Annotated in this window: 23 protein-coding genes; 6 read left to right on the forward strand and 17 right to left on the reverse strand. The window is 68.5% G+C overall.

Annotation, left to right across the window (positions count from 1 at the left end; translation table 11 throughout):
* Window positions 1-17 precede the first annotated feature (17 nt).
* Window positions 18-620, forward strand: coding sequence for an NUDIX domain-containing protein (locus AB0L97_RS12625; RefSeq protein WP_355077546.1), 603 nt, complete (start codon window positions 18-20; stop codon window positions 618-620).
* Here AB0L97_RS12625 and AB0L97_RS12630 read toward each other — a convergent pair whose 3' ends face one another.
* Together AB0L97_RS12630 and AB0L97_RS12635 are read right to left on the reverse strand one after the other, a co-directional pair.
* On the reverse strand, window positions 621-1,301 hold the full coding sequence (locus AB0L97_RS12630; RefSeq protein WP_195080044.1) for a TIGR00266 family protein: 681 nt from the start codon (window positions 1,299-1,301) through the stop codon (window positions 621-623). It abuts the gene before it with no gap.
* 44 nt (window positions 1,302-1,345) lie between these two features.
* A complete protein-coding gene (locus tag AB0L97_RS12635) occupies window positions 1,346-1,714 on the reverse strand; it encodes an arsenate reductase family protein (protein WP_364428320.1) in 369 nt (122 codons plus the stop codon).
* A gap of 103 nt (window positions 1,715-1,817) precedes the next feature.
* On the opposite strand from AB0L97_RS12635, the gene AB0L97_RS12640 reads away from it, so the two are divergent.
* Window positions 1,818-2,321, forward strand: a complete 504-nt coding sequence (locus tag AB0L97_RS12640; protein ID WP_364428323.1) for a nitroreductase/quinone reductase family protein — start codon at window positions 1,818-1,820, stop codon at window positions 2,319-2,321.
* 8 nt (window positions 2,322-2,329) lie between these two features.
* Here the strand turns inward: AB0L97_RS12640 and AB0L97_RS12645 are convergent, their stop codons facing one another.
* From AB0L97_RS12645 to AB0L97_RS12660, 4 genes are read right to left on the reverse strand one after another with little or no spacing between them, the layout of a single operon-like run.
* A complete protein-coding gene (locus AB0L97_RS12645; RefSeq protein ID WP_355077538.1) occupies window positions 2,330-3,640 on the reverse strand; it encodes an aspartate aminotransferase family protein in 1,311 nt (436 codons plus the stop codon).
* Between the two features lies 1 nt (window position 3,641).
* Window positions 3,642-4,688: a TIGR03842 family LLM class F420-dependent oxidoreductase gene (locus AB0L97_RS12650; protein ID WP_364428327.1), complete on the reverse strand. Its 1,047-nt coding sequence runs from the start codon at window positions 4,686-4,688 to the stop codon at window positions 3,642-3,644.
* A 30-nt stretch (window positions 4,689-4,718) separates the two neighbouring features.
* A complete protein-coding gene (gene hydA, locus AB0L97_RS12655) occupies window positions 4,719-6,140 on the reverse strand; it encodes a dihydropyrimidinase (protein ID WP_355077534.1) in 1,422 nt (473 codons plus the stop codon).
* Window positions 6,141-6,156: 16 nt separating this feature from the next.
* On the reverse strand, window positions 6,157-6,993 hold the full coding sequence (locus AB0L97_RS12660; RefSeq protein ID WP_355077532.1) for a nitrilase-related carbon-nitrogen hydrolase: 837 nt from the start codon (window positions 6,991-6,993) through the stop codon (window positions 6,157-6,159).
* A 212-nt stretch (window positions 6,994-7,205) separates the two neighbouring features.
* On the opposite strand from AB0L97_RS12660, the gene AB0L97_RS12665 reads away from it, so the two are divergent.
* A complete protein-coding gene (locus tag AB0L97_RS12665; RefSeq protein ID WP_364428332.1) occupies window positions 7,206-7,934 on the forward strand; it encodes a peptidylprolyl isomerase in 729 nt (242 codons plus the stop codon).
* Window positions 7,935-8,032: 98 nt separating this feature from the next.
* Here the strand turns inward: AB0L97_RS12665 and AB0L97_RS12670 are convergent, their stop codons facing one another.
* Together AB0L97_RS12670 and AB0L97_RS12675 are read right to left on the reverse strand one after the other, a co-directional pair.
* Window positions 8,033-9,214, reverse strand: a complete 1,182-nt coding sequence (locus AB0L97_RS12670; RefSeq protein WP_355077528.1) for a cation:proton antiporter — start codon at window positions 9,212-9,214, stop codon at window positions 8,033-8,035.
* A gap of 4 nt (window positions 9,215-9,218) precedes the next feature.
* Window positions 9,219-9,701, reverse strand: a complete 483-nt coding sequence (locus AB0L97_RS12675; RefSeq protein ID WP_355077526.1) for a TrkA C-terminal domain-containing protein — start codon at window positions 9,699-9,701, stop codon at window positions 9,219-9,221.
* Window positions 9,702-9,934: 233 nt separating this feature from the next.
* Here AB0L97_RS12675 and AB0L97_RS12680 point away from each other — a divergent pair, with 233 nt between their 5' ends.
* A complete protein-coding gene (locus AB0L97_RS12680) occupies window positions 9,935-12,016 on the forward strand; it encodes an acyltransferase family protein (protein ID WP_364428584.1) in 2,082 nt (693 codons plus the stop codon).
* Between the two features lie 12 nt (window positions 12,017-12,028).
* Here AB0L97_RS12680 and AB0L97_RS12685 read toward each other — a convergent pair whose 3' ends face one another.
* The 3 genes from AB0L97_RS12685 to arc all read right to left on the reverse strand — a co-directional run bounded on the left by AB0L97_RS12685 (window position 12,029) and on the right by arc (window position 16,125).
* Entirely contained in the window at window positions 12,029-13,552 is a 1,524-nt protein-coding gene (locus AB0L97_RS12685) for a glycosyltransferase family 39 protein (protein ID WP_364428337.1), read from the reverse strand.
* The gene (locus AB0L97_RS12690) at window positions 13,545-14,180 is read right to left on the reverse strand and encodes a TetR/AcrR family transcriptional regulator (protein ID WP_364428340.1); all 636 of its coding nucleotides are present in this window, start codon (window positions 14,178-14,180) and stop codon (window positions 13,545-13,547) included. The genes AB0L97_RS12685 and AB0L97_RS12690 overlap by 8 nt, the downstream gene beginning before the upstream one ends.
* 184 nt (window positions 14,181-14,364) lie before the next feature.
* Entirely contained in the window at window positions 14,365-16,125 is a 1,761-nt protein-coding gene (arc, locus tag AB0L97_RS12695; protein ID WP_364428343.1) for a proteasome ATPase, read from the reverse strand.
* Window positions 16,126-16,304: 179 nt separating this feature from the next.
* Between arc and AB0L97_RS12700 the strand changes: the two genes are divergently transcribed.
* Complete coding sequence (locus tag AB0L97_RS12700) at window positions 16,305-16,820, forward strand: hypothetical protein (RefSeq protein ID WP_364428346.1); 516 nt, start codon at window positions 16,305-16,307, stop codon at window positions 16,818-16,820.
* A gap of 31 nt (window positions 16,821-16,851) precedes the next feature.
* Here the strand turns inward: AB0L97_RS12700 and AB0L97_RS12705 are convergent, their stop codons facing one another.
* Window positions 16,852-17,685: a tRNA (adenine-N1)-methyltransferase gene (locus AB0L97_RS12705; RefSeq protein ID WP_355077516.1), complete on the reverse strand. Its 834-nt coding sequence runs from the start codon at window positions 17,683-17,685 to the stop codon at window positions 16,852-16,854.
* Window positions 17,686-17,759: 74 nt separating this feature from the next.
* Between AB0L97_RS12705 and AB0L97_RS12710 the strand changes: the two genes are divergently transcribed.
* Entirely contained in the window at window positions 17,760-18,671 is a 912-nt protein-coding gene (locus AB0L97_RS12710; RefSeq protein ID WP_355077514.1) for a RecB family exonuclease, read from the forward strand.
* Window positions 18,672-18,675: 4 nt separating this feature from the next.
* Here the strand turns inward: AB0L97_RS12710 and AB0L97_RS12715 are convergent, their stop codons facing one another.
* From AB0L97_RS12715 to AB0L97_RS12735, 5 genes are all read right to left on the reverse strand, one after another.
* Window positions 18,676-18,903, reverse strand: coding sequence for a hypothetical protein (locus tag AB0L97_RS12715; protein ID WP_355077513.1), 228 nt, complete (start codon window positions 18,901-18,903; stop codon window positions 18,676-18,678).
* 155 nt (window positions 18,904-19,058) lie between these two features.
* On the reverse strand, window positions 19,059-20,255 hold the full coding sequence (locus AB0L97_RS12720; RefSeq protein WP_355077512.1) for a putative sulfate exporter family transporter: 1,197 nt from the start codon (window positions 20,253-20,255) through the stop codon (window positions 19,059-19,061).
* Window positions 20,255-20,389 (reverse strand): hypothetical protein, encoded by a 135-nt coding sequence (locus tag AB0L97_RS12725; RefSeq protein WP_364428353.1) that lies wholly within the window; start codon window positions 20,387-20,389, stop codon window positions 20,255-20,257. The genes AB0L97_RS12720 and AB0L97_RS12725 overlap by 1 nt, the downstream gene beginning before the upstream one ends.
* Window positions 20,390-20,502: 113 nt before the next feature.
* On the reverse strand, window positions 20,503-21,354 hold the full coding sequence (gene hisG, locus AB0L97_RS12730) for an ATP phosphoribosyltransferase (RefSeq protein ID WP_356962033.1): 852 nt from the start codon (window positions 21,352-21,354) through the stop codon (window positions 20,503-20,505).
* 47 nt (window positions 21,355-21,401) lie between these two features.
* Entirely contained in the window at window positions 21,402-21,665 is a 264-nt protein-coding gene (locus AB0L97_RS12735) for a phosphoribosyl-ATP diphosphatase (RefSeq protein ID WP_039798430.1), read from the reverse strand.
* Window positions 21,666-21,742: the final 77 nt, after the last annotated feature.

The raw sequence follows: 21,742 nt of genomic DNA on the forward strand, positions 1-21,742 counted from the left end.
CACGTTACTCTCGACCCATGTCCGCTCCGCCGCCTCATCGCGAGCCGCCCCACACCGGAGATCCGAGCGCGGAAACGATCGCCATCTACGATGCGGCGGGCAACCCGGTGGGGGCCGCCGAGCGGGCCACGGTCTACCGCGACGGATTGTGGCACGCCAGCGCGGGGGTGCTCCTGCGCTCCGGTGACGGCGAGCGCGTCTACGTGCACCGCCGCACCGACACCAAGCTCGTTTTCGCGAGCATGCACGACTGCCTGGCCGGTGGTGTGGTCGCGCCGGGCGAAGCGCCGCGCGAGACGGCCCTGCGCGAACTGGCCGAAGAACTGGGCGTCACGCCGAACCCCGCCGACGTCTCGCCCGAACCGCTGGCGACGGTCTCCTGGGACGGCGAATGGGCCGGTCGGCCGATGCGGTGTCATCTGTTCGCGTACGAGTCGCGCTACGACGGGCCGGTTCGCCACCAACCCGACGAGATCGCCGCGGGATGGTGGTGGACCGACGCCGAACTGCTGGCGCGTCTGGCCGATCCGGACTGGCCGTTCGTCCCGGACACCCGCCTGCTGATCACGGATCTGCTGATCGGCGCCCGGTCAGCGGCAGATGACGGGACGAGGCCCTGATCAGCTGGACGAGGCGACGGAGGCGGCCCAGGCGGCGAACGCGCCGGGATTGCGTGTCTGCAACAGCACCCGGCCGGGGCCGGTGAAATCGAAGACGAAACCCTCGCCGGACTTCAACGACTGGATCGATCGACCCGAGACCGCTCGCCGGATGCTGAAATTCATCGCCAGGTCGTAGGCGACCACGTGCCCGGTGTCGATCGTGATCGGCTCGCCCGGTTGCAGATCGATCACATCGATCGCGCCGAACACGCCCACCACGATCTCACCCTCGCCGTGCGCGCGCAGACCGAATCCGCCTTCGCCGCCGAACAGATTGGCGAACCCGCCCCACTTGCTCTCCACCTGCACACCGTGCGAATTGGCGATCCATCCCCCGCGGCTGATGAAGAAAGGCCGATCCGGCGTGATCTGCAAGTTCAACATGTCGCCGGGAAGCGCGGGCGCCACGTCGACCCACCCGCCCTGCGGCGGCGCGGTGAACGTCGAGACGAAGAACGACTCCCCGGCCAGCACCGACCGCTTCAGTCCGGCCAGGATGCCGCCCTCGGCCTTGGCCTGCAACGTGACTCCCGCCGAATGAGCCACCATGGCGCCGCTCTCGACCCGCATCGGCTCGCCCCCGGCGAGAAAGCACCGCGCGACGGCGGCGGCGGGACTGTGGCGCAGTTGTACTTTCATGTCCGCCGACCCTACCGCCGAATCCCACACGGCGGGAACGGGTGTCAGAGCAGATCGCGCAGTGCGTCGTCGTCTCGGGCCACCACCGCCCCGCCGTCGGCGGTGAGCACGATCGGCCGCTGGATCAGCCCGGGATGTTCGACCAGCGCTTCGATCCAACGGTCACGGTCCGCGGCGGTCCGCGCCCAGCTCGCCATGCCGAGGTCCTTGGCGATCTGTTCGCCGGTGCGGGTGATGTCCCAGGGTTCGGCGTCCAGCCGCCGCAACACCTCACGCAGCTCGGCGGCCGTCGGCGGCTGATCCAGATACTTGCGCACGGTGTAGTCGACCCCGGCGTCGTTCAGGAACGCGGTGGCGTTGCGGCTCTTGCTGCACCGCGGGTTGTGCCAGATCTCGGTCTGCCCGGAAGTCATGTACGCAGGGTACCGAGGACGCGCACCCGGGCCGCCCGGCGCCCACTGGCGGATCTCGGACGTCGCGCCGCCGAGCGCCGCGTGTGCTCCGATACTGGAAGCCATGACTGAGCACGCGTCGCCCGAAAACCCCTACGGCACACCGACCACATCCGGTCCCGAGCGCATCCCTTCGTATCAGGGCGTGATGAATCGGGTCGTGCGCGCGCTGCTGCGTGTACCCGGGCTGTCCGGCGTCGTCGGCAAGCGGCTGATGATCCTGCACGTAGTCGGGCGCAAGTCGGGGAAGGTCTACGACGTGCCGCTGGCCTACACCCGGCACGGCGACACTCTGCTGATCGGCACCGCCCTGCGCCCGTGGGTGAAGAACCTGCGGGCGGGCGATCCGGTGCGGGCCTCCTTCGGCGGCGAGCCGCGCACCTTCGACCCGGTGGTCCACACCTCCGAGGTCGACGTGCTGCGGCTCTACGAGATCGTCGCGCGGGACAACAAGCAGAACGCCAAGTACAACGGCATCGGCTTCACCGCCGATGGTTCACCCTCCAAGGCCGATATCTACCAGACCTGGCAGCAGGGCGGCGTCGTGGTGGAACTGACGCCGCACTGAGCGGCCGGTCAGCTCGCGACGTAGCCGTCGGCCACGTCGAGCACTTCGTCGACGATCTCGAGGCCGGTGCGCAGTTCGTCGGCCGTCGTGGTCAGCGGCGGCGCGATCTGAAAGCGATTGCCCGCGTTGAACGGCCACAGCCCGCGTGCCTTGGCCGCGGCGGTGACCGCGGCCATCGGCTCGGCGTCCGCGCCTGCCGCCGCGAACGGGATCAGCGGCTGTCTGCTGCGCTGGTCCCGGACCAGTTCCAGCGCCCAGAAGAAGCCGAGTCCACGGACCTCGCCGACGCTCGGATGACGACCGGCGAGTTCGCGCAGGCCTTTTCCGAGCACATCGGCGCCCACCGCCCGTACGTGATCGAGGATTCCCTCACGCTCGAAGACCGCGATCGAGGCGACACCCGCCGCGCAGGCCAGCGGATGACCCGCGTAGGTGAGACCGCCCGGATACACCACATGGTCGTAGCGCTGCGCGATCCGCTCGGCCATGAGCACGCCACCGAGCGGGACGTAGCCGGAGTTCACCCCCTTGGCGAAGGTGATGATGTCCGGCTCGACGCCGAACGCCTGTACCGCGAACCATTCGCCCACCCGTCCGAATCCGACCATCACCTCATCGGCGATGTAGACGATGCCGAACTCGTCGCACAGCGCTCGCACGCCGGCCAGATAACCGGGCGGCGGGACGAGCACACCGTTGGTGCCGACCACCGTCTCCAAAATCAACCCCGCGATGTGCTGCGGGCCCTCGAGCTCGATGACCTGCCGCAGGTGCCGCAGCGCGGCGGCCGTCTCTTCCTCGGGAGTCGTCGTGCCCCACGGTGACCGGTAGGGGTAGGGGCCGAAGAACCGCACCACGTCGACGTTTGTCGGTTCCGCGCCCCAGCGGCGCGGTTCCCCGGTCAGGCCGATCGCGACGCCCGTGCCGCCGTGGTAGGAGCGGTAGGCGGCGAGCATTTTCGTCCGCCCGGTGTAGCTTCGCGCCAAACGCACCGCGTGCTCGACGGCCTCGGCGCCGCCGGTGGTGAACAGGATCCGGTTCAGCTCGCCGGGAGCCCGCTCGACGATCAGCCGGGCCAGTTCGCTGCGGACGTCGTTGCCGACCGTCGGCGAGATGGTCGCCAACCGCTGCGCCTGGGCGACGATCGCCGCGACGATGTCCGGATGCTGGTGGCCGATGTTCACGTTGACCAGCTGGGAGGAGAAGTCCAGATAGCGCTTGCCGGTGTCGTCCCAGAAGTAGGAGCCGAACGCCCCGGTGATCGGAGCCGGGTTCAATTCGGCCTGTGCGCTCCAGGGATAGAAGACATGATCGGCCACGCTAGTCGCTCCCTTCGGTCGACTTGGTCGTGGTCACGAGGGAAGCGAGACGAGGCAGCACCGATTCACCGTACGCCGCCAAAGTCGCGTTCTTCGCGTCGTGCTGGAGATAGACGGCGAACTGGTCCACACCGAGCCTTTCCAGCTCCCGCAACCGGGACAGCTGGTCGTCGGGCGTGCCCAGCAGGCAGAAGCGGTCCACGATGGCGTCGGGCACGTACTCGGCATGGACATTGCCCGCGCGTCCGTGCAGGTTGTAGTCGTAGCCGCGCCTGTCTTCGATGTAGTCCGTGAGGGCAGCCGGGATGTCGCCTGCCGTACCGTATCTCGCCACCATCTCCGCCACGTGGTTGCCGACCATCCCGCCGAACCATCGGCACTGTTGCCGCGCGTGCGCCTGCGCCGCGTCCGTCCCGTCGGTGACATAAGCGGGTGCGGCGACGCAGATCCGCACCGCCGCCGGGTCCCGGCCCGCGCGCTCGGCCGCGGCGCGCACCCGGGCGACGGTCCATGCCGTGATGTCGGGGTCGGCCAGTTGCAGAATGAATCCGTCGGCCACGGCACCGGTCAGCTCGAGTGCGCGTGGCCCGTAGCCCGCCACCCACACGTCCAACCGGGAGTCGGCCGCCCACGGCAACCGCACGACCGTGTCGTCCACTCGCGCGCCGCGACCGTTGCCCAGTTCGCGGATCACCTCGATCGATCGGCGCAGCGTGGCCAGCGTGGCGGGCTTGCCGCCCAGCGTGCGCACGGCCGAGTCGCCGCGGCCGATCCCGCATACGGTGCGATTGCCGAACATCTCGTTGAGCGTGGCGAAGGCCGACGCGGTCACCGTCCAGTCCCGAGTGGCCGGGTTCGTCACCATCGGACCGACCATGATCTTGCGGGTGGCGGCCAGGATCTGGCTGTAGATGACATAGGGCTCCTGCCAGAGCAGATGCGAGTCGAAGGTCCAGACGTGGGAGAACCCATATGTCTCCGCGAGCCTGGCCAGTTCGATCACACGCGAGGCCGGGGGCGTGCATTGCAGCACCACACCGATGTCCATGCGGCACTTCTCCGTTCCGAGGATCGAAAGTCAGATCAGGTTCTGCGCGAGTCCACGCGCGACGAACCGGCCGTGCCCCGCGTGCCCGAGGTAGCCGCCGTCGTCCACGACGACCCGGCCCCGGGACAGCACCGTGTCGACGTGACCGTCGATCTCGAATCCCTCGTAGGCCGAGTAGTCCATGTTCATGTGGTGGGTCTTGCCGAGACCGATGCTGGTGTGGCCGTCCGGGTCGTAGATGACGATATCGGCGTCCGCTCCCGGGCTGATCACCCCTTTGCGCGGGTACATGCCGAACATCCGGGCCGGTGTGGTGCAGCAGACCTCGACCCAGCGTTCCAGCGGGATCCGGCCGGACCGGACGCCCTGGAACATCAGATCCATCCGATGCTCGACGCCGCCGATACCGTTGGGGATCTTGCTGAAGTCGCCGAGCCCCATCTCCTTCTGGCCCTTCATGCAGAACGGACAGTGATCGGTGCCGACGGCCGTGACGTCGCCGGTGCGCAGGTAGCGCCACAGCTTGTCCTGATGCCCTTCGGCCTTCGATCGCAGCGGTGTGGAGCACACCCATTTGGCGCCCTCGAAACCCGGCGCGCCGAGCTGATCCTCGAGCGAGAGATACAGGTACTGCGGGCAGGTCTCGCCGAAGACGTTGCGCCCGGCGTCGCGGGCGGCGGCGATCTGAGCCAGCGCCTGCTCGGCCGACACGTGCACGACGTACAGCGGCACGCCGGTCAATTCGGCCAGCATGATCGCGCGGTGGGTGGCCTCCTCCTCGAGCTGCCACGGTCGGGTCGTGCCGTGGAAGTACGGCGCGTTGTCCCCTCGCGCGAGCGCCTGTTCGACCAGCACATCGATGGCTATCCCGTTCTCCGCGTGCATCATCACCAGCGCGCCGAGTTCCGCCGCTGACTGCATGGCGCGCAGGATCTGGCCGTCGGTGGAGTAGAAGACCCCCGGGTAGGCCATGAAGAGCTTGAAGCTGGTGACGCCCTCGGCCACCAATTCGCTCATGCCCTTCAAGGATTCGTCGTCGACGTCGCCGATGATCTGATGGAAGCCGTAGTCGATCGCGCATTGCCCGGCCGCTTTCGCGTGCCAGGCGGCCAGCGTGTCCTGGACCCGTTCCCCTTGCCGCTGGACGACGAAGTCGATGATGGTGGTGGTGCCGCCCCACGCGGCCGCGCGGGTGCCGGTCTCGAAGGTGTCGGAGGCCTCGGTCCCACCGAAGGGCATCTGCATGTGGGTGTGACCGTCCACGCCGCCGGGGATGACGTATCTGCCGGTCGCGTCGAGCACGCGATCGGCGGACGCGGCGAGATCCGCGCCCAGCGCGACGGAGCCCGGCCGCAGGACGGCGGCGATGGTCTCGCCGTCGACGAGCACGTCGAGCGGCTGCGCTCCGGTGGCGGAGACCACCGTGCCACCGTGGATGAAGGTGCGCGCCATGTCGTTCTCCCCGGTCTCAGGGGGCCACCAGCGGCCCGTAGGCGTCGGGGCGCCGATCGCGGTAGAAGGCCCAGCGGTCGCGCACCACCTTGATCAGGTCCATGTCCAGATCACGGACGACCAGCTCGGGGTCGGTATCGGAGGCGACCTCGCCGACGAACTTGCCTTCGGGGTCGACGAAGTAGCTGGTGCCGTAGAAGTCGTCGTCGCCGTACTCCTCGGCGCCGACCCGATTGATGGCACCGATGTAGTACTCGTTGGCTACCGCGGCCGCCGGTTGTTCCAGTCTCCAGAGGTAACCGGACAAGCCGCGCGACGTGGCCGACGGATTGAACACGAGTTCCGCACCGGCGAGGGCCAGCGCGCGCCACCCCTCCGGGAAGTGCCGGTCGTAGCAGATGTATACGCCGACCTTGCCCACCGCCGTGTCGAACACCGGCCAGCCCAGGTTGCCCGGCCGGAAATAGAACTTCTCCCAGAACCCGTGCACGTGCGGAAGGTGGTGTTTGCGGTACTTGCCGAGATAGCTGCCGTCGGCGTCGATCACCGCCGCCGTGTTGTACAGCAGACCCGGCTGTTCCTGCTCGTACACCGGCAGGATCATCACCAGGCGCAATTCTTTCGCCAGTTCCGCGAATCGTTCCGTCGTCGGCCCCGGGACGGATTCGGCGTAGTCGTAGAACTCCGTGTCCTGCCGCTGGCAGAAATACGGGGCGTAGAACAGTTCTTGGAAGCAGATCACCGCGGCTCCGTGCGCGGCGGCGCGGCGCGCGTAGTTCTCGTGCGCCGCGAGCATCGACTCCTTGTCACCGGTCCAGTTCGTTTGGACCAGCGCCGCTCGAACGATTCCCATGCCTCGTTATACGTCACCGGGAACCTGTTCCGTTGTCCGACGAGTGCCTGGAGGCATTTTGTAGCCAATCCGTGGCAACCGCGGTTACGGCGGCATCCCGACCTGCCCGTGCTCGAGTAATCGAGCCGTACTCCCCCACTTGGTCGGGCGAGATGGAATGATTCGCGCTGCATCGTCCGGTGCGCAACCCCGAGTGAAGGAGATTTTCAGCGGTGAGCAGCGAAGTGCAAGCGCGAGAACTCGTCAACGGCCGGCGCGCGGGGCGCCGGGGCGCGCCGTGGCGATCGCTGCGGATCCTCGGGGTCCTCGTCGTCGGCGCGGCGCTGGTCGCGTCCGCGACCGGTGTCGTCTCGGCGACCCCGTCGCCTGCTCGGGAGCAGGGCCCGGCCGGCTGTGGCGTACCGACCGCGGGGCAGCCGAACGGTAAGCAGTGGCCCGCCGAACCCGGCATGACCATCGATCCCAACGCGCAATACACGGCGACGCTGATCACCACTTGCGGCACCGTGACCGTCGCCCTGGACGCCGCCCACGCACCGCGCACCGTCAACTCGTTCGCGTTCCTGGCCGGGGAACGGTACTTCGACCAGACGAAGTGCCACCGGATCACCACCGACGGCATCTACGTCCTGCAGTGCGGCGACCCCACCGCGACCGGCATGGGCGGGCCCGGCTATCAATTCCCCGACGAGAACCTGGCGGGCGCGACCTACCCGGCGGGCACGATCGCGATGGCGAACGCGGGCCCCGGCACCAACGGCAGCCAGTTCTTCCTGGTCTACCGGGACGCGCCGCTGCCGCCGAACTACACCCCGTTCGGCCGGGTCACCGCGGGCATGGACGTGCTGAACGCCATCGCCGCCGCCGGAGTCAAGGACGGCTCGTCCGACGGCGCACCGGCCGCCGACGTGGTGCTCGATTCCGTCGCCGTCCGCAACTGAATTCCGGACGACCACGGTGGCGGCGTCCGATCGTCGCCGCCACCATGGTCGTCAGCGGGACCGGCTCGTCCGCCCGCTCGGGGGCTCGAACGAATCGGTCAGGACACCGCGGCGCGCCGACGCAGCAGCAGCGCCATCGCCGGCTCGACGAACCGGCTGACGACCGGCCCGAGCACCGCCATCAACAGCACGTAGGTTGTGGCCAGCGCGGCGAATTCGGCGGGGACCGCGCCAGCGGCCACCGCGAGACCCGCGATGACGATCGAGAACTCGCCGTGGGCGACCAGGGCGGTGCCCGCGCGCGCCCGGCCCAAGCGGCCCGCACCGGCCCGCTTGGCCGCCCACCATCCGGTGGCGATCTTGCTGGCCGTCGTGACCAGTGCCAGCAGGCACGCCCAGCCCAGCACCGGCGGAATGCTCGTCGGGTCGGTGCTCAGGCCGAACAGCACGAAGAACAGTGCGGCGAACAGGTCGCGCAGCGGTTCCAGGAGCTTGGTGGCGTTGTGCGCGGTGGAGTCCGAAATCGCGATGCCGAGCAGGAACGCGCCGACCGCCGCGGACACTTGCACAGCGGAGGCCGCGCCCGCCACCAGCAGCGCGGAACCCAGCAGCTTCAACAGGAAGATCTCGCGGTCGGCGCTGTCGACGATCGCGGAGACGTAGCGGCCGTAGCGCAGCGCGACGATCAGCACGACCGTGACCGCCGCCAGGGCGATGGCCAGCGTCTTCAGTCCGGCGAGGAAACCGACTCCGGCCAGCACCGCGGTCAGCACCGGCAGGTATCCGGCCATCACCAGGTCCTCGAACACCAGGATGGACAGGATCACCGGCGTTTCCCGGTTACCGAGCCTGCCCAGATCGTTGAGCACCTTCGCGACGATGCCGGAGGACGAGATGTAGGTGACCCCGGCCATCGCGATGGCGCCGGTGAACCCCCAGCCGAGCCCGAGCGCGACGAGCACACCCGGCGTCGCGTTGAGCACGATGTCCACCACGCCCGCGGCCCACGAGCGGCGCATGCCCGTGACCAGTTCCGGCGCGCTGTATTCCAGGCCGAGGAGCAACAACAGCAGGACGACGCCGATTTCGCTGGCGAGATGGATGAAGTCGTCCACCTGCCGCAACTCGACGAGGCCACCGGTGCCGAACACCAATCCGCCGATCAGATACAGCGGGATGGGCGACATGCCGATGCGCGCGGCGATCCGCCCGAGCAGGCCGAGGCCGAAGAACACCGCGCCCAGCTGGATCAGCGCGAGCGCGGTCTCGTGTGCGACCATGCGCTCAGCCGTCTAACAGGATCTTGGCGGCGGCCTCGAGGCCCTCCACTGTGCCGACGACGACCAGCACGTCTCCAGCGGTGAAGGTGAAGTCAGGCCCCGGCGAGGGAATCGGCTGACCGCTGCGGACCACGGCGACGATGGACGCCTTCGTCCGGGTGCGCATCTGAGTTTCGCCCAGCCTGCGTCCGTCGAAGCGGGAGCGGTCCGGGATGGACAGCTGCCGGGTGGTCAGTCCGGTGAACTCGCGGTGTTCCTCGCGCAGTTGTTCGACCAGCTGCGGCGCGCCGAGCAGGCTGGCCAGCACGGCCGCCTCCTTCCCCGACAGCGGTACCTGTTCGGTCTCGTCGGGGTTGTCCGGCTTGCTCACGATGAGGTCCATCGTGCCGTCGCGATGGTCGATCACCCCTATCCGGCGTCGTGTATTGGTCAGCGGAAAATCCTTGCGCACACCTATACCCGGCAGGGGTGTCACCTCAACATTCACGACCCCACCCTATCGACCCACCCATTACGACCCGTCGACGGGTGACCGAATTGTCCGTATTTCTCGCCGTTTCCGCACGCCACTCCGGCCTTGCGAGTTGGACCACGGTTCACCGCCCGTGGTAAGAGAAATGACGTGTCCCGTTCATGCCTCCGTCGCCGAGCCGTTGGATTCCGTTTCCGCGACGACCGCGCCGCGCGAGTCCGGTGACGGTCGCCCGAGCGGTGAATCGGTTGCTCCGGCCGGGTGCGGTCGCCACCGCGGCGGCCGTGCCGCGGGCGGGCGCCGGCGGGTACCGGCACGATCTGGACGGGCTGCGCGGCGTGGCGATCGCGCTGGTCGTGGCGTTCCACATCTGGTTCGGCCGGGTGTCGGGCGGCGTGGACGTGTTCTTGGCGCTGTCCGGGTTCTTCTTCACCGGCTCGCTGCTGCGCGGCGTGGCGGCCACCGGCACGGTCCGTGTCGCGCACACCGCTCGCCGGCTCGCCCGCCGATTACTGCCCGCTCTGGTCACGCTTCTGGCGGCCGTGGTCGCGGCGACCGTGCTGCTTCGCCCGTTCACCCAGTGGGGCGAGATGGCGGCGCAGACGCTGGCGTCGCTGCTGTACTACCAGAACTGGTATCTGGCGCTGTCCTGGTCGGACTACCTGGCCGCCGATCCGTCGGTGAGCCCGTTGCAGCATCTGTGGTCGATGGCGGTGCAGATGCAGTTCTACCTGCTCGCGCTGATCGTCGTGGCGTCGGTCGCTGGCCTGTGCCTGCGTTTCGCTCGCCCGGGGGCAGTGCGTCCGGCCTTGGCGATCGCGCTCGCCGCGGGCGCGGTGGCCTCGTTCGTCTACGCCGCGCACGGTACCGCGGTGCATCAGGGCTGGAACTACTACGACAGTTTCGCCCGCGCCTGGGAACTCCTCGCCGGGGCGCTGCTGGCGATCGTCGCGCCCTGGCTGTCACCGCCGCGTTCGGTGCGGGTCGCGGCCGCCGTCCTCGGCGCGGTCGCGGTGCTCACGTGCGGTTGGTTGATCGACGGCGCCGATCGGTTCCCCGGTCCCGCCGCGCTGGTGCCAGTCGGGGCCACACTGGCGCTGATCGTCGCGGGCGGCGATCTCGCCGCCGCGGATCAGCCACTACCGAACCGGCTGCTCGGCGCACCGGCCGCGGTGCGCCTCGGCGAACTGTCCTACGCGCTGTATCTGTGGCACTGGCCGATTCTGATCTTCGTCCTGGCGCGGACGGGAGCCGCGACCGCGGGACTCGGCGTGGGTCTGGGCGTCGTCGGGGCGTCGCTGGTACTCGCCTACCTGACCAACCGGTTCATCGAGGAGCCGCTACGAGTGCGGTCCGGTCGTCCGGCCGGAAAGACGCCCGCCCGCGGACGCCGCACGGGCCGGCTGGTCGCTGCGCTCGGCATCGCGGTACTCGCGGCGGCGCTGGGCGAGCAGGTGGTGACCAAGGCGAATCCGCCGCGAGCGGTGGCCGGGCTGGACTCGGCGCGCTATCCCGGCGCGGAAGCACTGGTCAACGGCGTGAGCGCGCCCGAGGCTCCGATGCGGCCGAGCATGTACGAAGCGCCGGCGGACGCGGCCTACCCCTCGCGCGACGGCTGCATCGCGGACTGGGATACCCGCGAGGTCATCACCTGCACCTATGGCGACGCCGCCGCGGAGCGCACCATCGCGGTGGTGGGCAGCTCGCATGCCGAGCATTGGGTGCCCGCGCTCGACCTGCTCGCCCGCGAGCACTCCTTCCGGGTCGAGGTCTACCTGAAGATGGGCTGCCCGCTGACCGTGGCGGCGGAACCGATGTACAAGGGTGAAGCGAATCCGGACTGCCGCGACTGGTCTGTGGAGGTGATCGACCGCCTGGGCGTCGAACGCCCGGAGTGGGTGTTCACGACAGCGACCCGCCCTCGTGACGGCGCGGGTGACGAGACCCCGGCCGACTATCTGGACGTCTGGACCCGCCTGGCCGACCGCGGACTCAACGTGCTCGCCATCCGTGACACGCCGTGGCTGCGCCGCGACGGCGTGCGGTACCGGGCCATCGATTGCCTCGCCCAGCACGGCGACCGGATCAGCTGCGGGATGCCGCGCGCGGAGGCGCTGAACGCGGTCGATCCGGCGCTGGAGTTCGCCGCCTCGTTCCCCAACGTGTTCCCGCTGGACCTGTCCGACGCGCTGTGCGAACGCGACGTATGCGCGGTCACCGAGGGCAACGTCCTGATCTACCACGACGAGCATCACCTCACCGCCAGCTATTCGCGGTCGCTGGCACCGGAACTCGGCAGACAGTTGTCGCCGATCCTCGGCTGGTGGTGAGCCGGAACCGGATCAGTTCAGCCGCAGCATGCCCGGCCATGCTCGCGACCACGGCACGAGCGGTCGCGCGCAACGCCAGACAGTGACGCCGCGGGTGACCCCCGGGAACCCGAGACGAGCGTCGACCTGCCCGATCGCGGTCACCTCGGCACAGTGCGCGCGCACATCGGCCTCAGTGCCACCCACCCACAGCACCGTCGTCGCCGTGTCCGGCGGGGTGCCGAAGTAGCCGAACCCGCGATTCGGACTGAAGACGGCGGGCAGGCCATGGGTCGCGCGCGCGAGGTCCAAGGCGCTTGCCTGCCAATAGGAATCGGCGATCACCACGGCCGAAGCCCGTTCCGGCTCCGGCAGCGCCGCGTAGGCCGCCGCGGTCCCGGCCGCGAGTTCGGACCAGCCGAACCGACCGTAGACCGCGATCTCCAGCCCCGCCTGGGCTTGGGTGTCGACCGGGTCGATGTCGGATTCCGGGCGCAGGGGCAGCGAGAAAATCACCAGCGCAACGGATATCGCGGCCACCGCAACGGTGAGGGTCACACGCGATCGCCGCCGGTTCTCCATCCACCGCACCGCGCCGACCGCGATCAGCGCTCCGTAGCAACCCGCCGCGTAGTACGGTCGTCCACCGGTCGCGATGAAGACCACGATCAGCACCAACGGCAGGACACCGAGAAAACGGTACGGCCGCAAGCTTTCGGCACGGAACAGGGTCCACACCCCGTACACCAGCAGCAATCCACCGATCAATCCGGCGGCGGCGAGCGCGAGCGGCAGCCAGATGTAGCGCCCGCCGATCGTGGCCTGCTCCGCGGCGACCACACCACCCAGACGCAGCTGCGGCCACCCGTGCGCCGCCTGCCACACCAGGCTGGGTACCGAGGTGAGGACGACGATCGCGGCGCCGCACCACAGGGCGGGGCGGCGCAGCAGCTCACGCGGTCCGTAGATCGCCACCCCGATCACCAGTGCGAGCCAGAAGAACGGAATCAGCCACTTGACCTGCATATCCACCGCGGTGAACAGCGCCGAGGCCAGCAGCAAACCGTCGTGGCGGGTGCGAACCCAGCGGATCACCAGCCAGCTCACCACCACCCACAACGCCGTGTCGATCGTATTGGTGGCCAGCTGATCACCCTGCACCAGCAGGAACGGCGAGGTGGCATACGCGGCCGCGGCAAGCACCTGCGCCGGGCGACCGCCCCCGAACTCCCTGGCGATCTGGGCGGTCACCACCACCGCGGCCACGGTGACGAGCACGGCCGGAAGACGCAGTGCCATCAGCGAATCCGGGGCGAGCAGATCCGTCATCCGCGCGATCGCGGGTAGCAGCGGCCCCTGATCGGCGTAGCCGACCGCGAGCCTGCGGCCTGCCGCGACGAAATACAGCTCGTCGCCGAAGAATCCGTACCGCCCGATGGAAACCAGCAGCGCCACCGCACCCAGCGCCGCCACCGCGCCGACTCCGCCGAAGGCGAACGAGGGCAACGGTGTCGTGGCATCGTCCCGGCGCCGCGGGGTGTCCAGTACCTCAGTCATCGTTACCCGCTTTCCGGGTCGCCGTGTCGAACAACCGGCACACGTGTGCCGCGTACGCGTCCATCGCGAAGTCCTGTTCCCGGACCGCCCGTCCGGCGGCGCCATCGATGGCGTCGCGGATGGACTTGGCCATCAAGAGCGGATCGAACTCGCCGAACTCGCCGGTGCGCTGCCCTTCGGTGAGGATGTCGACCAGCGGCGCGATGATGTCGCGTTCACCGTCGGCGGAGGCGAACTTCGGGTTGCCTTCCGCGTCCCGCAGATTCGTCACCACCTCGACCAGCGCCGCCACATACGTGGTATTCGCATCGATGAAACCGAGGTTCGATTCGAGGTAGGCCAGCAGGCTCGCGCGCGGTCCGGCCGCCGCTCCGACCCGTGGCGCGATGTACTCCGCGGCCGAGACGTAGAGCTGGACCACCAGCTGCGTCATCAGATCGTCCTTGCCCTCGAAGTGGTAGGAGATGACGCCCTTGGAGATGCCCGCGTGCTCGGCGATCCGCGCCAGCGAAGCATTCGCGTACCCGACCTCGGAGATCACCTCCACCGCGGAGGCGATGATCTGCCGCCGTCGCGCCTCTTCGATAAAGGACCGCCGTTGGCCACTCGTACTGTTTTCTGGCCGCATGGTCAAATTTTAGCACGAGCGGACTGTAGGCCTGCTGATGAGCGACGACGCCGAATGGCGCGCCGTCGAGAGTCATCCGGATACGAGTGGTGTGCGGCCGTCGCCGTGCACCGTCACCTGCGCCCTGGACAGCGAAAGGGCCGCGTCTCCGGGGAGACGCGGCCCATCGTGGTCGGCGGAACCTTTACAGGTACTGACCGGTGTTCGACTCGGTGTCGATGGCGCGGCTGGCACTGGCGTTCTTGCCGGTGACCAGCGTGCGGATGTAGACGATCCGCTCGCCCTTCTTACCCGAGATGCGTGCCCAGTCGTCCGGATTCGTGGTGTTGGGCAGGTCCTCGTTCTCGGAGAACTCGTCCACGATCGAATCGTAGAGATGCTGGATGCGCAGACCCGGGTTGCCCGTGTCGAGCACCGCCTTGATGGCGTACTTCTTGGAGCGGTCCACGATGTTCTGGATCATGGCGCCGGAGTTGAAGTCCTTGAAGTACAGGACCTCCTTGTCACCGTTGGCGTAGGTGACCTCCAGGAAGCGGTTGTCCTCGCTCTCGGCGTACATCCGGTCGACGACGCGTTCGATCATGGCGTTGATGCACAAGACCTTGTCGCCGCCGAACTCGGCCAGGTCGTCGTCGTGCAGCGGCAACTCCTGGGTGAGGTACTTCGAGAAGATGTCCTGCGCCGACTCCGCGTCCGGACGCTCGATCTTGATCTTCACGTCCAGGCGGCCCGGCCGCAGGATCGCGGGATCGATCATGTCCTCACGGTTGGAGGCGCCGATCACGATGACGTTCTCCAGGCCCTCGACACCATCGATCTCCGACAGCAGCTGCGGCACCACCGTGGTCTCGACATCGGAGGAGACGCCGGAGCCGCGGGTGCGGAAGATGGAATCCATCTCGTCGAAGAACACGATCACCGGCGTGCCTTCGGACGCCTTCTCGCGGGCCCGCTGGAAGATGATCCGGATGTGACGCTCGGTCTCACCCACGAACTTGTTGAGCAGCTCGGGGCCCTTGATGTTCAGGAAGAACGACTTGGCTTCCTTGGCATCCTCACCGCGCGCCTCGGCGATCTTCTTGGCCAGCGAGTTGGCCACCGCCTTGGCGATGAGCGTCTTACCGCAGCCGGGGGGACCGTAGAGCAGCACACCCTTCGGCGGACGCAGCGCGTACTCGCGGAAGAGGTCCTTGTGCAGGAATGGCAGCTCCACCGCGTCGCGGATCTGCTCGATCTGCCTGCCGAGACCGCCGATGTCGCTGTAGTCGACGTCGGGCACCTCTTCCAGCACGAGGTCCTCGACCTCGGCCTTGGGGATGCGCTCGAAGGCGAAACCGGCCTTCGTGTCGACCAGCAGCGAGTCGCCCGGCCGCAGCTTGCGGATGGGGGAATCGGGATCGTCGAGGTCGTCCATCTCGGCGACCTTCGCCAGCGGGCCTGCCAGCCACACCACACGCTCCTCGTCGGCATGGCCGACGACCAGGGCGCGACGACCGTCGTCGAGGATCTCCCGGAGGGTGCCGATCTCGCCGACCGCGTCGTAGTGCCCGGCCTCGACGACCGTGAGCGCCTCGTTGAGGCGGACGGTCTGACCGTATTCGAGCGTCGAGGTCTCGATGTTCGGTGAACACGTCAACCGCATCTTGCGACCCGAAGTGAACACGTCGACCGTCTGATCGTCGTACACACCGATCAGAATGCCGTATCCGCTCGGCGGCTGACCCAGCCGATCGACCTCCTCACGCAGCGCGACCAGCTGCTGGCGCGCTTCCTTGAGGGTGTCCATCAGCTTCGTGTTGCGAATGGTCAGCGAATCGATGCGGGCTTCCAATTCCCGTGTGCGATCCGGCGAATCGGCGAGTTGCCTTCGGAGTGCAGCCGCCTCGGCGCGCACTGCCTCGAGCTCTCTCCAGGCCGCCGAATCCGAATTCTCGATGGGGCTCATGTGCTGCTCCTCCCAGTCCCGGTCTATCAACGCTACCGGGCGCGACCCGTTCTCGCTTTCCGACATGGTTTCGTGGTGATCACATCTGGGCCGCGATCGGCGGCCGGATCACCATGTTAGCCTGCCCTAACCCGACCCTGGTGAGCCTCCTCGCCGCTCGAGCCGAAAGGTTGCCGACCATGCTCCTTCCCGCGAGAACCCTGCGTTTTTCCCTCGTCACCGCCGCGGCGGCGCTGGCCATCTCCGGCGCGGTGGCGGCGTGCGGCTCCGACGACGACTCCACCGGCGCGGCGACCTCGGCCGCCACCAGCACCGCCGCGTCGGGTACCCACGATCACTCCGCCCATGCGACCGGTGCGCCGACCGCCGATACCTTGCAGGCCGTGCTGGTAAAGCTCACCGATCCGACTGTACCCACCCCCGAGAAGGCCAAGCTGATCGTCAACGGTGAAAAGCGCACAGCGAACATCGACCAGATGAACAAGGGCCTGCAGGGCTACGCGCTCACCTTCGCCGTCGCCGACATCACCACCCAGGGCAACACCGCGAACGCGCAGGTGACCATCACCTCCCCGCATGGCGCCGCCCCCGCCGTGCCGCTGAGCTGGGAAAACGTCGACGGCACCTGGAAGCTGACGGACGCGAGCGGCTGTCTGCTGCTCGGCTTCGCGCAGGCGCCCTGCGTCCCGGCCTGAGTCGGCCACCACCTCGCCCGCCCGGCCGCGCTCAGCCCTTCGAGGGCCTGCGCTGCGGCTTGGGCGTGACGGTGCCCTCGGCGAGCCTGCGGGCGCTGACCAGGAAGGCGGTGTGACCCTGCATGCGGTGCTCGGGCCGCACGGCGAGGCCGACCACATGCCACGGTCGCACCAGCGACTCCCAGGAGCGTGGCTCGGTCCAGCACTCCTGCTCGCGCAGCGCTTCGACCACTTTCGACAGCTGGGTGACGGTGGCCACATAGACGATCAGCACGCCGCCCGGCACGAGCGCCTTGGACACCGCCGGTAGCGCATCCCACGGCGCGAGCATGTCCAGTACCGCGCGATCCACCGGCTCTCCGGTGTAGTCGGCCACGTCACCCACGGTCAGCGACCAGTTCGCCGGCCGCTCGCCGAAAAACGTCTCGACGTTGCGGATCGCGTGCTCTGCGTGGTCGGCGCGGATCTCGTAGGACACCACCTGCCCCTGCGGCCCCACCGCCCGCAGCAGCGAGCAGGTCAGCGCACCGGACCCCGCGCCGGCTTCCAGCACACGCGCGCCGGGGAACATGTCGCCCTCGTGCACGATCTGCGCGGCGTCCTTCGGGTAGATCACCGCGGCGCCGCGCGGCATGGACAGCACGTAGTCGATCAGCAGCGGACGCAGTGCGAGATAGGGCGTGCCGTTGGTGGAATGCACCACGCTGCCCTCGTCGGCACCGATCAGGCTGTCGTGCTTGATCCCGCCGCGATGGGTGTGGAATTCCTTGCCCGGCTCCAAGACCACCGTGTACAGGCGTCCTTTGGCATCGGTCAGCTGCACCCGGTCACCGATGGTGAATGGCCCGGTCCGTCTGGCCGTCATGAATCTCCGTTCCACTTGTCGGAATCGTGCTGTGACGCACCGGCGTGTCGGTGCCGCCGGATAGCCTGCCAGGTATGTGCTCGCCCGTGTCCACGCCCCCTGCCGACGACGCGCGGACCGCCCGGCCCGATCCGACGGCCACCCGCGCCCGGCCCGCGCTCTCGCCTTCCCGGGCAATGGATTTCAAGCAGTGTCCGCTGAAATACCGCTTTCGCGCGATCGATCGGATACCGGAGCGGCCTTCGGTGCACGCGGTGCGCGGCACGGTGGTGCACGCGGTGCTGGAGGACCTCTACGGGCTGCCCGCGGCCGAGCGGGTGCCCGAGCGCGCCGAGGCCCTGGTGCCGACGGCGTGGGCGCGGGTGCACGCCCAACAGCCGGAGGTGGCGGAACTGGTCGCCGCGGGGCAACTCGACGCGTTCCTCGAGGAGGTGCGCGCGCTGGTGCGCCGCTACTACCGGCTGGAGGATCCGACCCGGTTCGATCCGGAGTCGCGCGAAGCGCGGGTGGAGGTGGAACTGGCCGACGGCGCGCCGCTGCGTGGGTTCGTCGACCGGATCGACCTCGCGCCCAGCGGCGCCCTGCGCGTCGTGGACTACAAGACCGGCCGTGCGCCGGGGCCGACGCAAGAGACCAAAGCGCTGTTCCAGTTGAAGTTCTACGCGCTGGTCGTACTGCGCACCCGCGGCCTGGTGCCCGCCCAGCTGCGGCTGATCTACCTCGCCGACGAGCAGATCCTCACCTACGCCCCCGAGGAGCAGGAGTTGCTGCGCTTCGAGCGCACGCTCTCGGCACTGTGGGCGGCCATTCTCGAGGCGGGCCGCACCGGGGACTTCCAGCCGAACACCAGCTGGCTGTGCTCGTACTGCGACTACAAGCCTTTGTGCCCGGCATTCGGCGGCACGCCGCCGCCCTACCCTGGCTGGCCGAGCGGCGGCGTCACCGAATCCCCGGACGAGACCCTGGCCGAAGCCGTCTCGGACTGACGAGCTAGTGGCCCAGCGCGGCCACCAGGAAGTCCAATGACGTCCCGCGCTCGCCGAGCAGGAAAACCGCTCCGATCAGGACCACGACCAGTACCGCGTCGCCCGCGATGATGAACAGGTTTCGTATCCGCGTCCACGCCGTGCCGCGCGCGGGGACACCGTCGGCCGCCGGGGTGGTCGCTCGTCGGCCCGGCTCCGCCGCGGCCTTCTCGTCGTTGATCCTGTCCGACACGCCCGACAGTCTTCCCGATGAGGCCGGTGGTTTCGAGCCGACCCGCGTATTCGGCCGGTGAACATTTCCCGAACGGCGGGCCGCCCGGCCCCGATGTCCAGGACCGGGCGACATCGCGTGCCCGAGTTTCGGCTGCGTATCCATGGGGCCGACGCTCAGGCGGTGAAATTGTGGAACAGCAGCACCGAGAGTCCGAGACCCACCGCGAGATTCACGACCGCCGCGGACCCGAACACCACGACCGGCCGCCAGCCCGCTTCCCGCAGTCCGCGCAGCGAGAACTCCAAGCCGATGGAGACGAACGCGAAGATCAGGAACCAGGTGCGCAGATCGTTGATGATCGCGATGTGCGCCGCACCGGACTTCTTGTCCACCGCCTGCAGGTACAGCGTGCCGATGACCGAGGCGGCGATGAAGCCGAGCACGAACTTCGGGAACCGCTCCCAGAACTGGCGCGGCGAGGGCCGCACCGCACCGGGCGCCCGCTCGACGCGCAGCGTGAAGTACGCGGTCAGCGCGATGGCGACCACACCGATCAGCGCGTTCTGCGTGGTCTTGACGATAGTGGCGATCTGCAGCGCCTTCTCCCCCGCGATCGCGCCGGAGGCCGCGACCGCCGCCGTGGTGTCGATATTGCCGCCGATCCAGGCGCCCGCGACCGCGTCCGACAAGCCGAGCACCTCCGCCAGCCAGGGCAGCAGGAAGATCGAGGGCAACGCGAAGACGATTACCAGCGAGGCCGCGTAGGCGATCTGCTCGCGCCGCGCCTGCACCGCGCCCGCCGCGGCGATGGCCGCGCTGACACCGCAGATCGACACCGCCGAGGACAGCAGCGCGCGCAGCTTGTCGTCCAGCCCGAGGCGTCCGCCCAGCCACCAGGTGAAGCCGAACACGGCCGTGATCAGCAGCAGCGCTTGCAGGATCGACGGACCCGCCGCGGTGACCAGGACCTTCAGGTTGATCGAAGCGCCGAGCAGCACCACGCCGGTCTTGATGAAGAATTCGGTGCGGAATCCCGCCGAAAGCCGGTCGCGCAGTGCGAGTTTGCTCAGCACGACATTGCCGAGCAGACCAAGGGCGATGGCGTACACCGGGTATTCGACGGACTTGGCGACGCGCTGGAACGGAGTGCCCACTGCCCACTGCGGGACGTGTGTCTCGAAGTAGCGGGTGAGGGCGCCGAGCACGATCACGACCGCGATACCGGCCGCGATGGTCCCGGCGGTCGGCCGGGACGTCGCCTGCACCGCTTCCGTCTCGGATGACGGGATTCCGCCGGGCGCGGCCACGCCGGAATCCTTGTCCGCCAAAGCCTTCGATTCCTTCGCCGATTCGGCGCCGGTCTCGGCCATCACGGCACCAGCCAATCCGGAGTCGCGCCGAGCAGGACCAGCGCGATCAGGATCAGCCCGGCGATCGCCGCCAGCCAGTCCTCGTTCCAGGTGAATGTGCTGCCCGACTGCTCCTCGGGTGGTGACTGTGACACGGGGGCTCCTTGCGTTTCCTCATCGAGAGGCCGCACGGTAGCAACCCCCGGTCACAGGGCACACCGATTGCGCTCAGCCTGAACGAATCAGGCGTATCGGACGAATCCGGCGTTCAGAATGCGCGGCAGGAGCGGATGTCCGTGGCCAGGATGGCTTTCGCGCCCAGATCGGCCAGCTTGTCCATCAACTCGTTGCTCTGCTTGCGCGGCACCAGTGCGCGGACCGCGACCCAGCCGGTGTCGGCCAGCGGCGCCACGGTCGGCGATTCCAACCCGGGGGTGATGACGAACGCCTCGTCGAGCAAATTCTTCGGGCAGTCGTAGTCCAGCATGACGTACTGCTGGGCGAAGACCACGCCCTGGATCCGGGCGACGAGCTGATTCCGTGCCCGGTCGCCGCGATCGGCGTCCTTGCGCTCGACCAGCACACCCTCGGAGTCGCACAGCGATTCACCGAACGCGACGAGGTTGTGCTGGCGCAGCGTGCGCCCGGAGCCGACGACGTCGGCGATGGCGTCGGCGACGCCGAGCTGGATGGAGATCTCCACCGCGCCGTCGAGGCGGATCACCTCGGCCTCGATGCCGCGGCCGCGCAGATCGTCGAGCACCAGGTTCGGGTAGGAAGTGGCGATGCGCTTGTCGGCGAGGTCCTCGACCTTCCACTCCCGTCCGGCCGGGGCGGCGTAACGGAAGGTGGAGCGGCCGAAGCCGAGGGCGAGCCGTTCCTGCACCGGTGCGCCGGAATCGAGGGCGAGATCACGACCGGTGATGCCGAGATCCAGCTCCCCGGAACCGACGTAGATCGCGATGTCCTTGGGTCGCAGAAAGAAGAACTCGACCTGGTTGGCCGGGTCGAGCACGGTCAGATCGCGGGAATCCGTGCGCTTGCGGTAGCCCGCCTCGGCGAGGATCGAGACGGCGGATTCGGAGAGGGCGCCTTTGTTGGGGACTGCGACGCGCAGCATGGAGGGAGTCCTTTCGGGAGGAGAAACGGGGTGTCGGACGGCCGTCATCACAGATGTCGGTACACGTCTTCGAGCTTCAGCCCGCGACCCACCATCAGCACCTGCACCCAATACAGCAGCTGGGAGATCTCCTCGGCGAGCGACTCGTCGCTCTCGTGTTCGGCGGCCAGCCACACTTCACCGGCCTCCTCGAGCACCTTCTTACCCTGGGTATGCACGCCTGCGTCCAGCGCGGCAACGGTTCCGGACCCCTCGGGGCGGTTGACCGCACGATCCTGCAGTTCGGCGAACAGGGATTCGAAGTTCTTCACGATGAGCCATTGTTTCAGACCCGGATGCGGGTCTGTTGCTCCGGCCCACGATGGCCGGTAACGGCGACCGCCCGGTT

Source organism: Nocardia sp. NPDC051911, assembly GCF_040681035.1.
GTDB lineage: Bacteria > Actinomycetota > Actinomycetes > Mycobacteriales > Mycobacteriaceae > Nocardia > Nocardia sichangensis.

What these genes read in the sequence shown, in the direction of transcription:
- AB0L97_RS12625 (WP_355077546.1), top strand. Translation starts at nt 18, where the DNA reads ATGTCCGCTCCGCCGCCTCATCGCGAGCCGCCCCACACCGGAGATCCG.
- AB0L97_RS12630 (WP_195080044.1), bottom strand. Translation starts at nt 1,301, where the DNA reads ATGAAAGTACAACTGCGCCACAGTCCCGCCGCCGCCGTCGCGCGGTGC.
- AB0L97_RS12635 (WP_364428320.1), bottom strand. Translation starts at nt 1,714, where the DNA reads ATGACTTCCGGGCAGACCGAGATCTGGCACAACCCGCGGTGCAGCAAG.
- AB0L97_RS12640 (WP_364428323.1), top strand. Translation starts at nt 1,818, where the DNA reads ATGACTGAGCACGCGTCGCCCGAAAACCCCTACGGCACACCGACCACA.
- AB0L97_RS12650 (WP_364428327.1), bottom strand. Translation starts at nt 4,688, where the DNA reads ATGGACATCGGTGTGGTGCTGCAATGCACGCCCCCGGCCTCGCGTGTG.
- hydA (WP_355077534.1), bottom strand. Translation starts at nt 6,140, where the DNA reads ATGGCGCGCACCTTCATCCACGGTGGCACGGTGGTCTCCGCCACCGGA.
- AB0L97_RS12660 (WP_355077532.1), bottom strand. Translation starts at nt 6,993, where the DNA reads ATGGGAATCGTTCGAGCGGCGCTGGTCCAAACGAACTGGACCGGTGAC.
- AB0L97_RS12670 (WP_355077528.1), bottom strand. Translation starts at nt 9,214, where the DNA reads ATGGTCGCACACGAGACCGCGCTCGCGCTGATCCAGCTGGGCGCGGTG.
- AB0L97_RS12685 (WP_364428337.1), bottom strand. Translation starts at nt 13,552, where the DNA reads ATGACTGAGGTACTGGACACCCCGCGGCGCCGGGACGATGCCACGACA.
- AB0L97_RS12690 (WP_364428340.1), bottom strand. Translation starts at nt 14,180, where the DNA reads ATGCGGCCAGAAAACAGTACGAGTGGCCAACGGCGGTCCTTTATCGAA.
- arc (WP_364428343.1), bottom strand. Translation starts at nt 16,125, where the DNA reads ATGAGCCCCATCGAGAATTCGGATTCGGCGGCCTGGAGAGAGCTCGAG.
- AB0L97_RS12700 (WP_364428346.1), top strand. Translation starts at nt 16,305, where the DNA reads ATGCTCCTTCCCGCGAGAACCCTGCGTTTTTCCCTCGTCACCGCCGCG.
- AB0L97_RS12705 (WP_355077516.1), bottom strand. Translation starts at nt 17,685, where the DNA reads ATGACGGCCAGACGGACCGGGCCATTCACCATCGGTGACCGGGTGCAG.
- AB0L97_RS12710 (WP_355077514.1), top strand. Translation starts at nt 17,760, where the DNA reads ATGTGCTCGCCCGTGTCCACGCCCCCTGCCGACGACGCGCGGACCGCC.
- AB0L97_RS12720 (WP_355077512.1), bottom strand. Translation starts at nt 20,255, where the DNA reads ATGGCCGAGACCGGCGCCGAATCGGCGAAGGAATCGAAGGCTTTGGCG.
- hisG (WP_356962033.1), bottom strand. Translation starts at nt 21,354, where the DNA reads ATGCTGCGCGTCGCAGTCCCCAACAAAGGCGCCCTCTCCGAATCCGCC.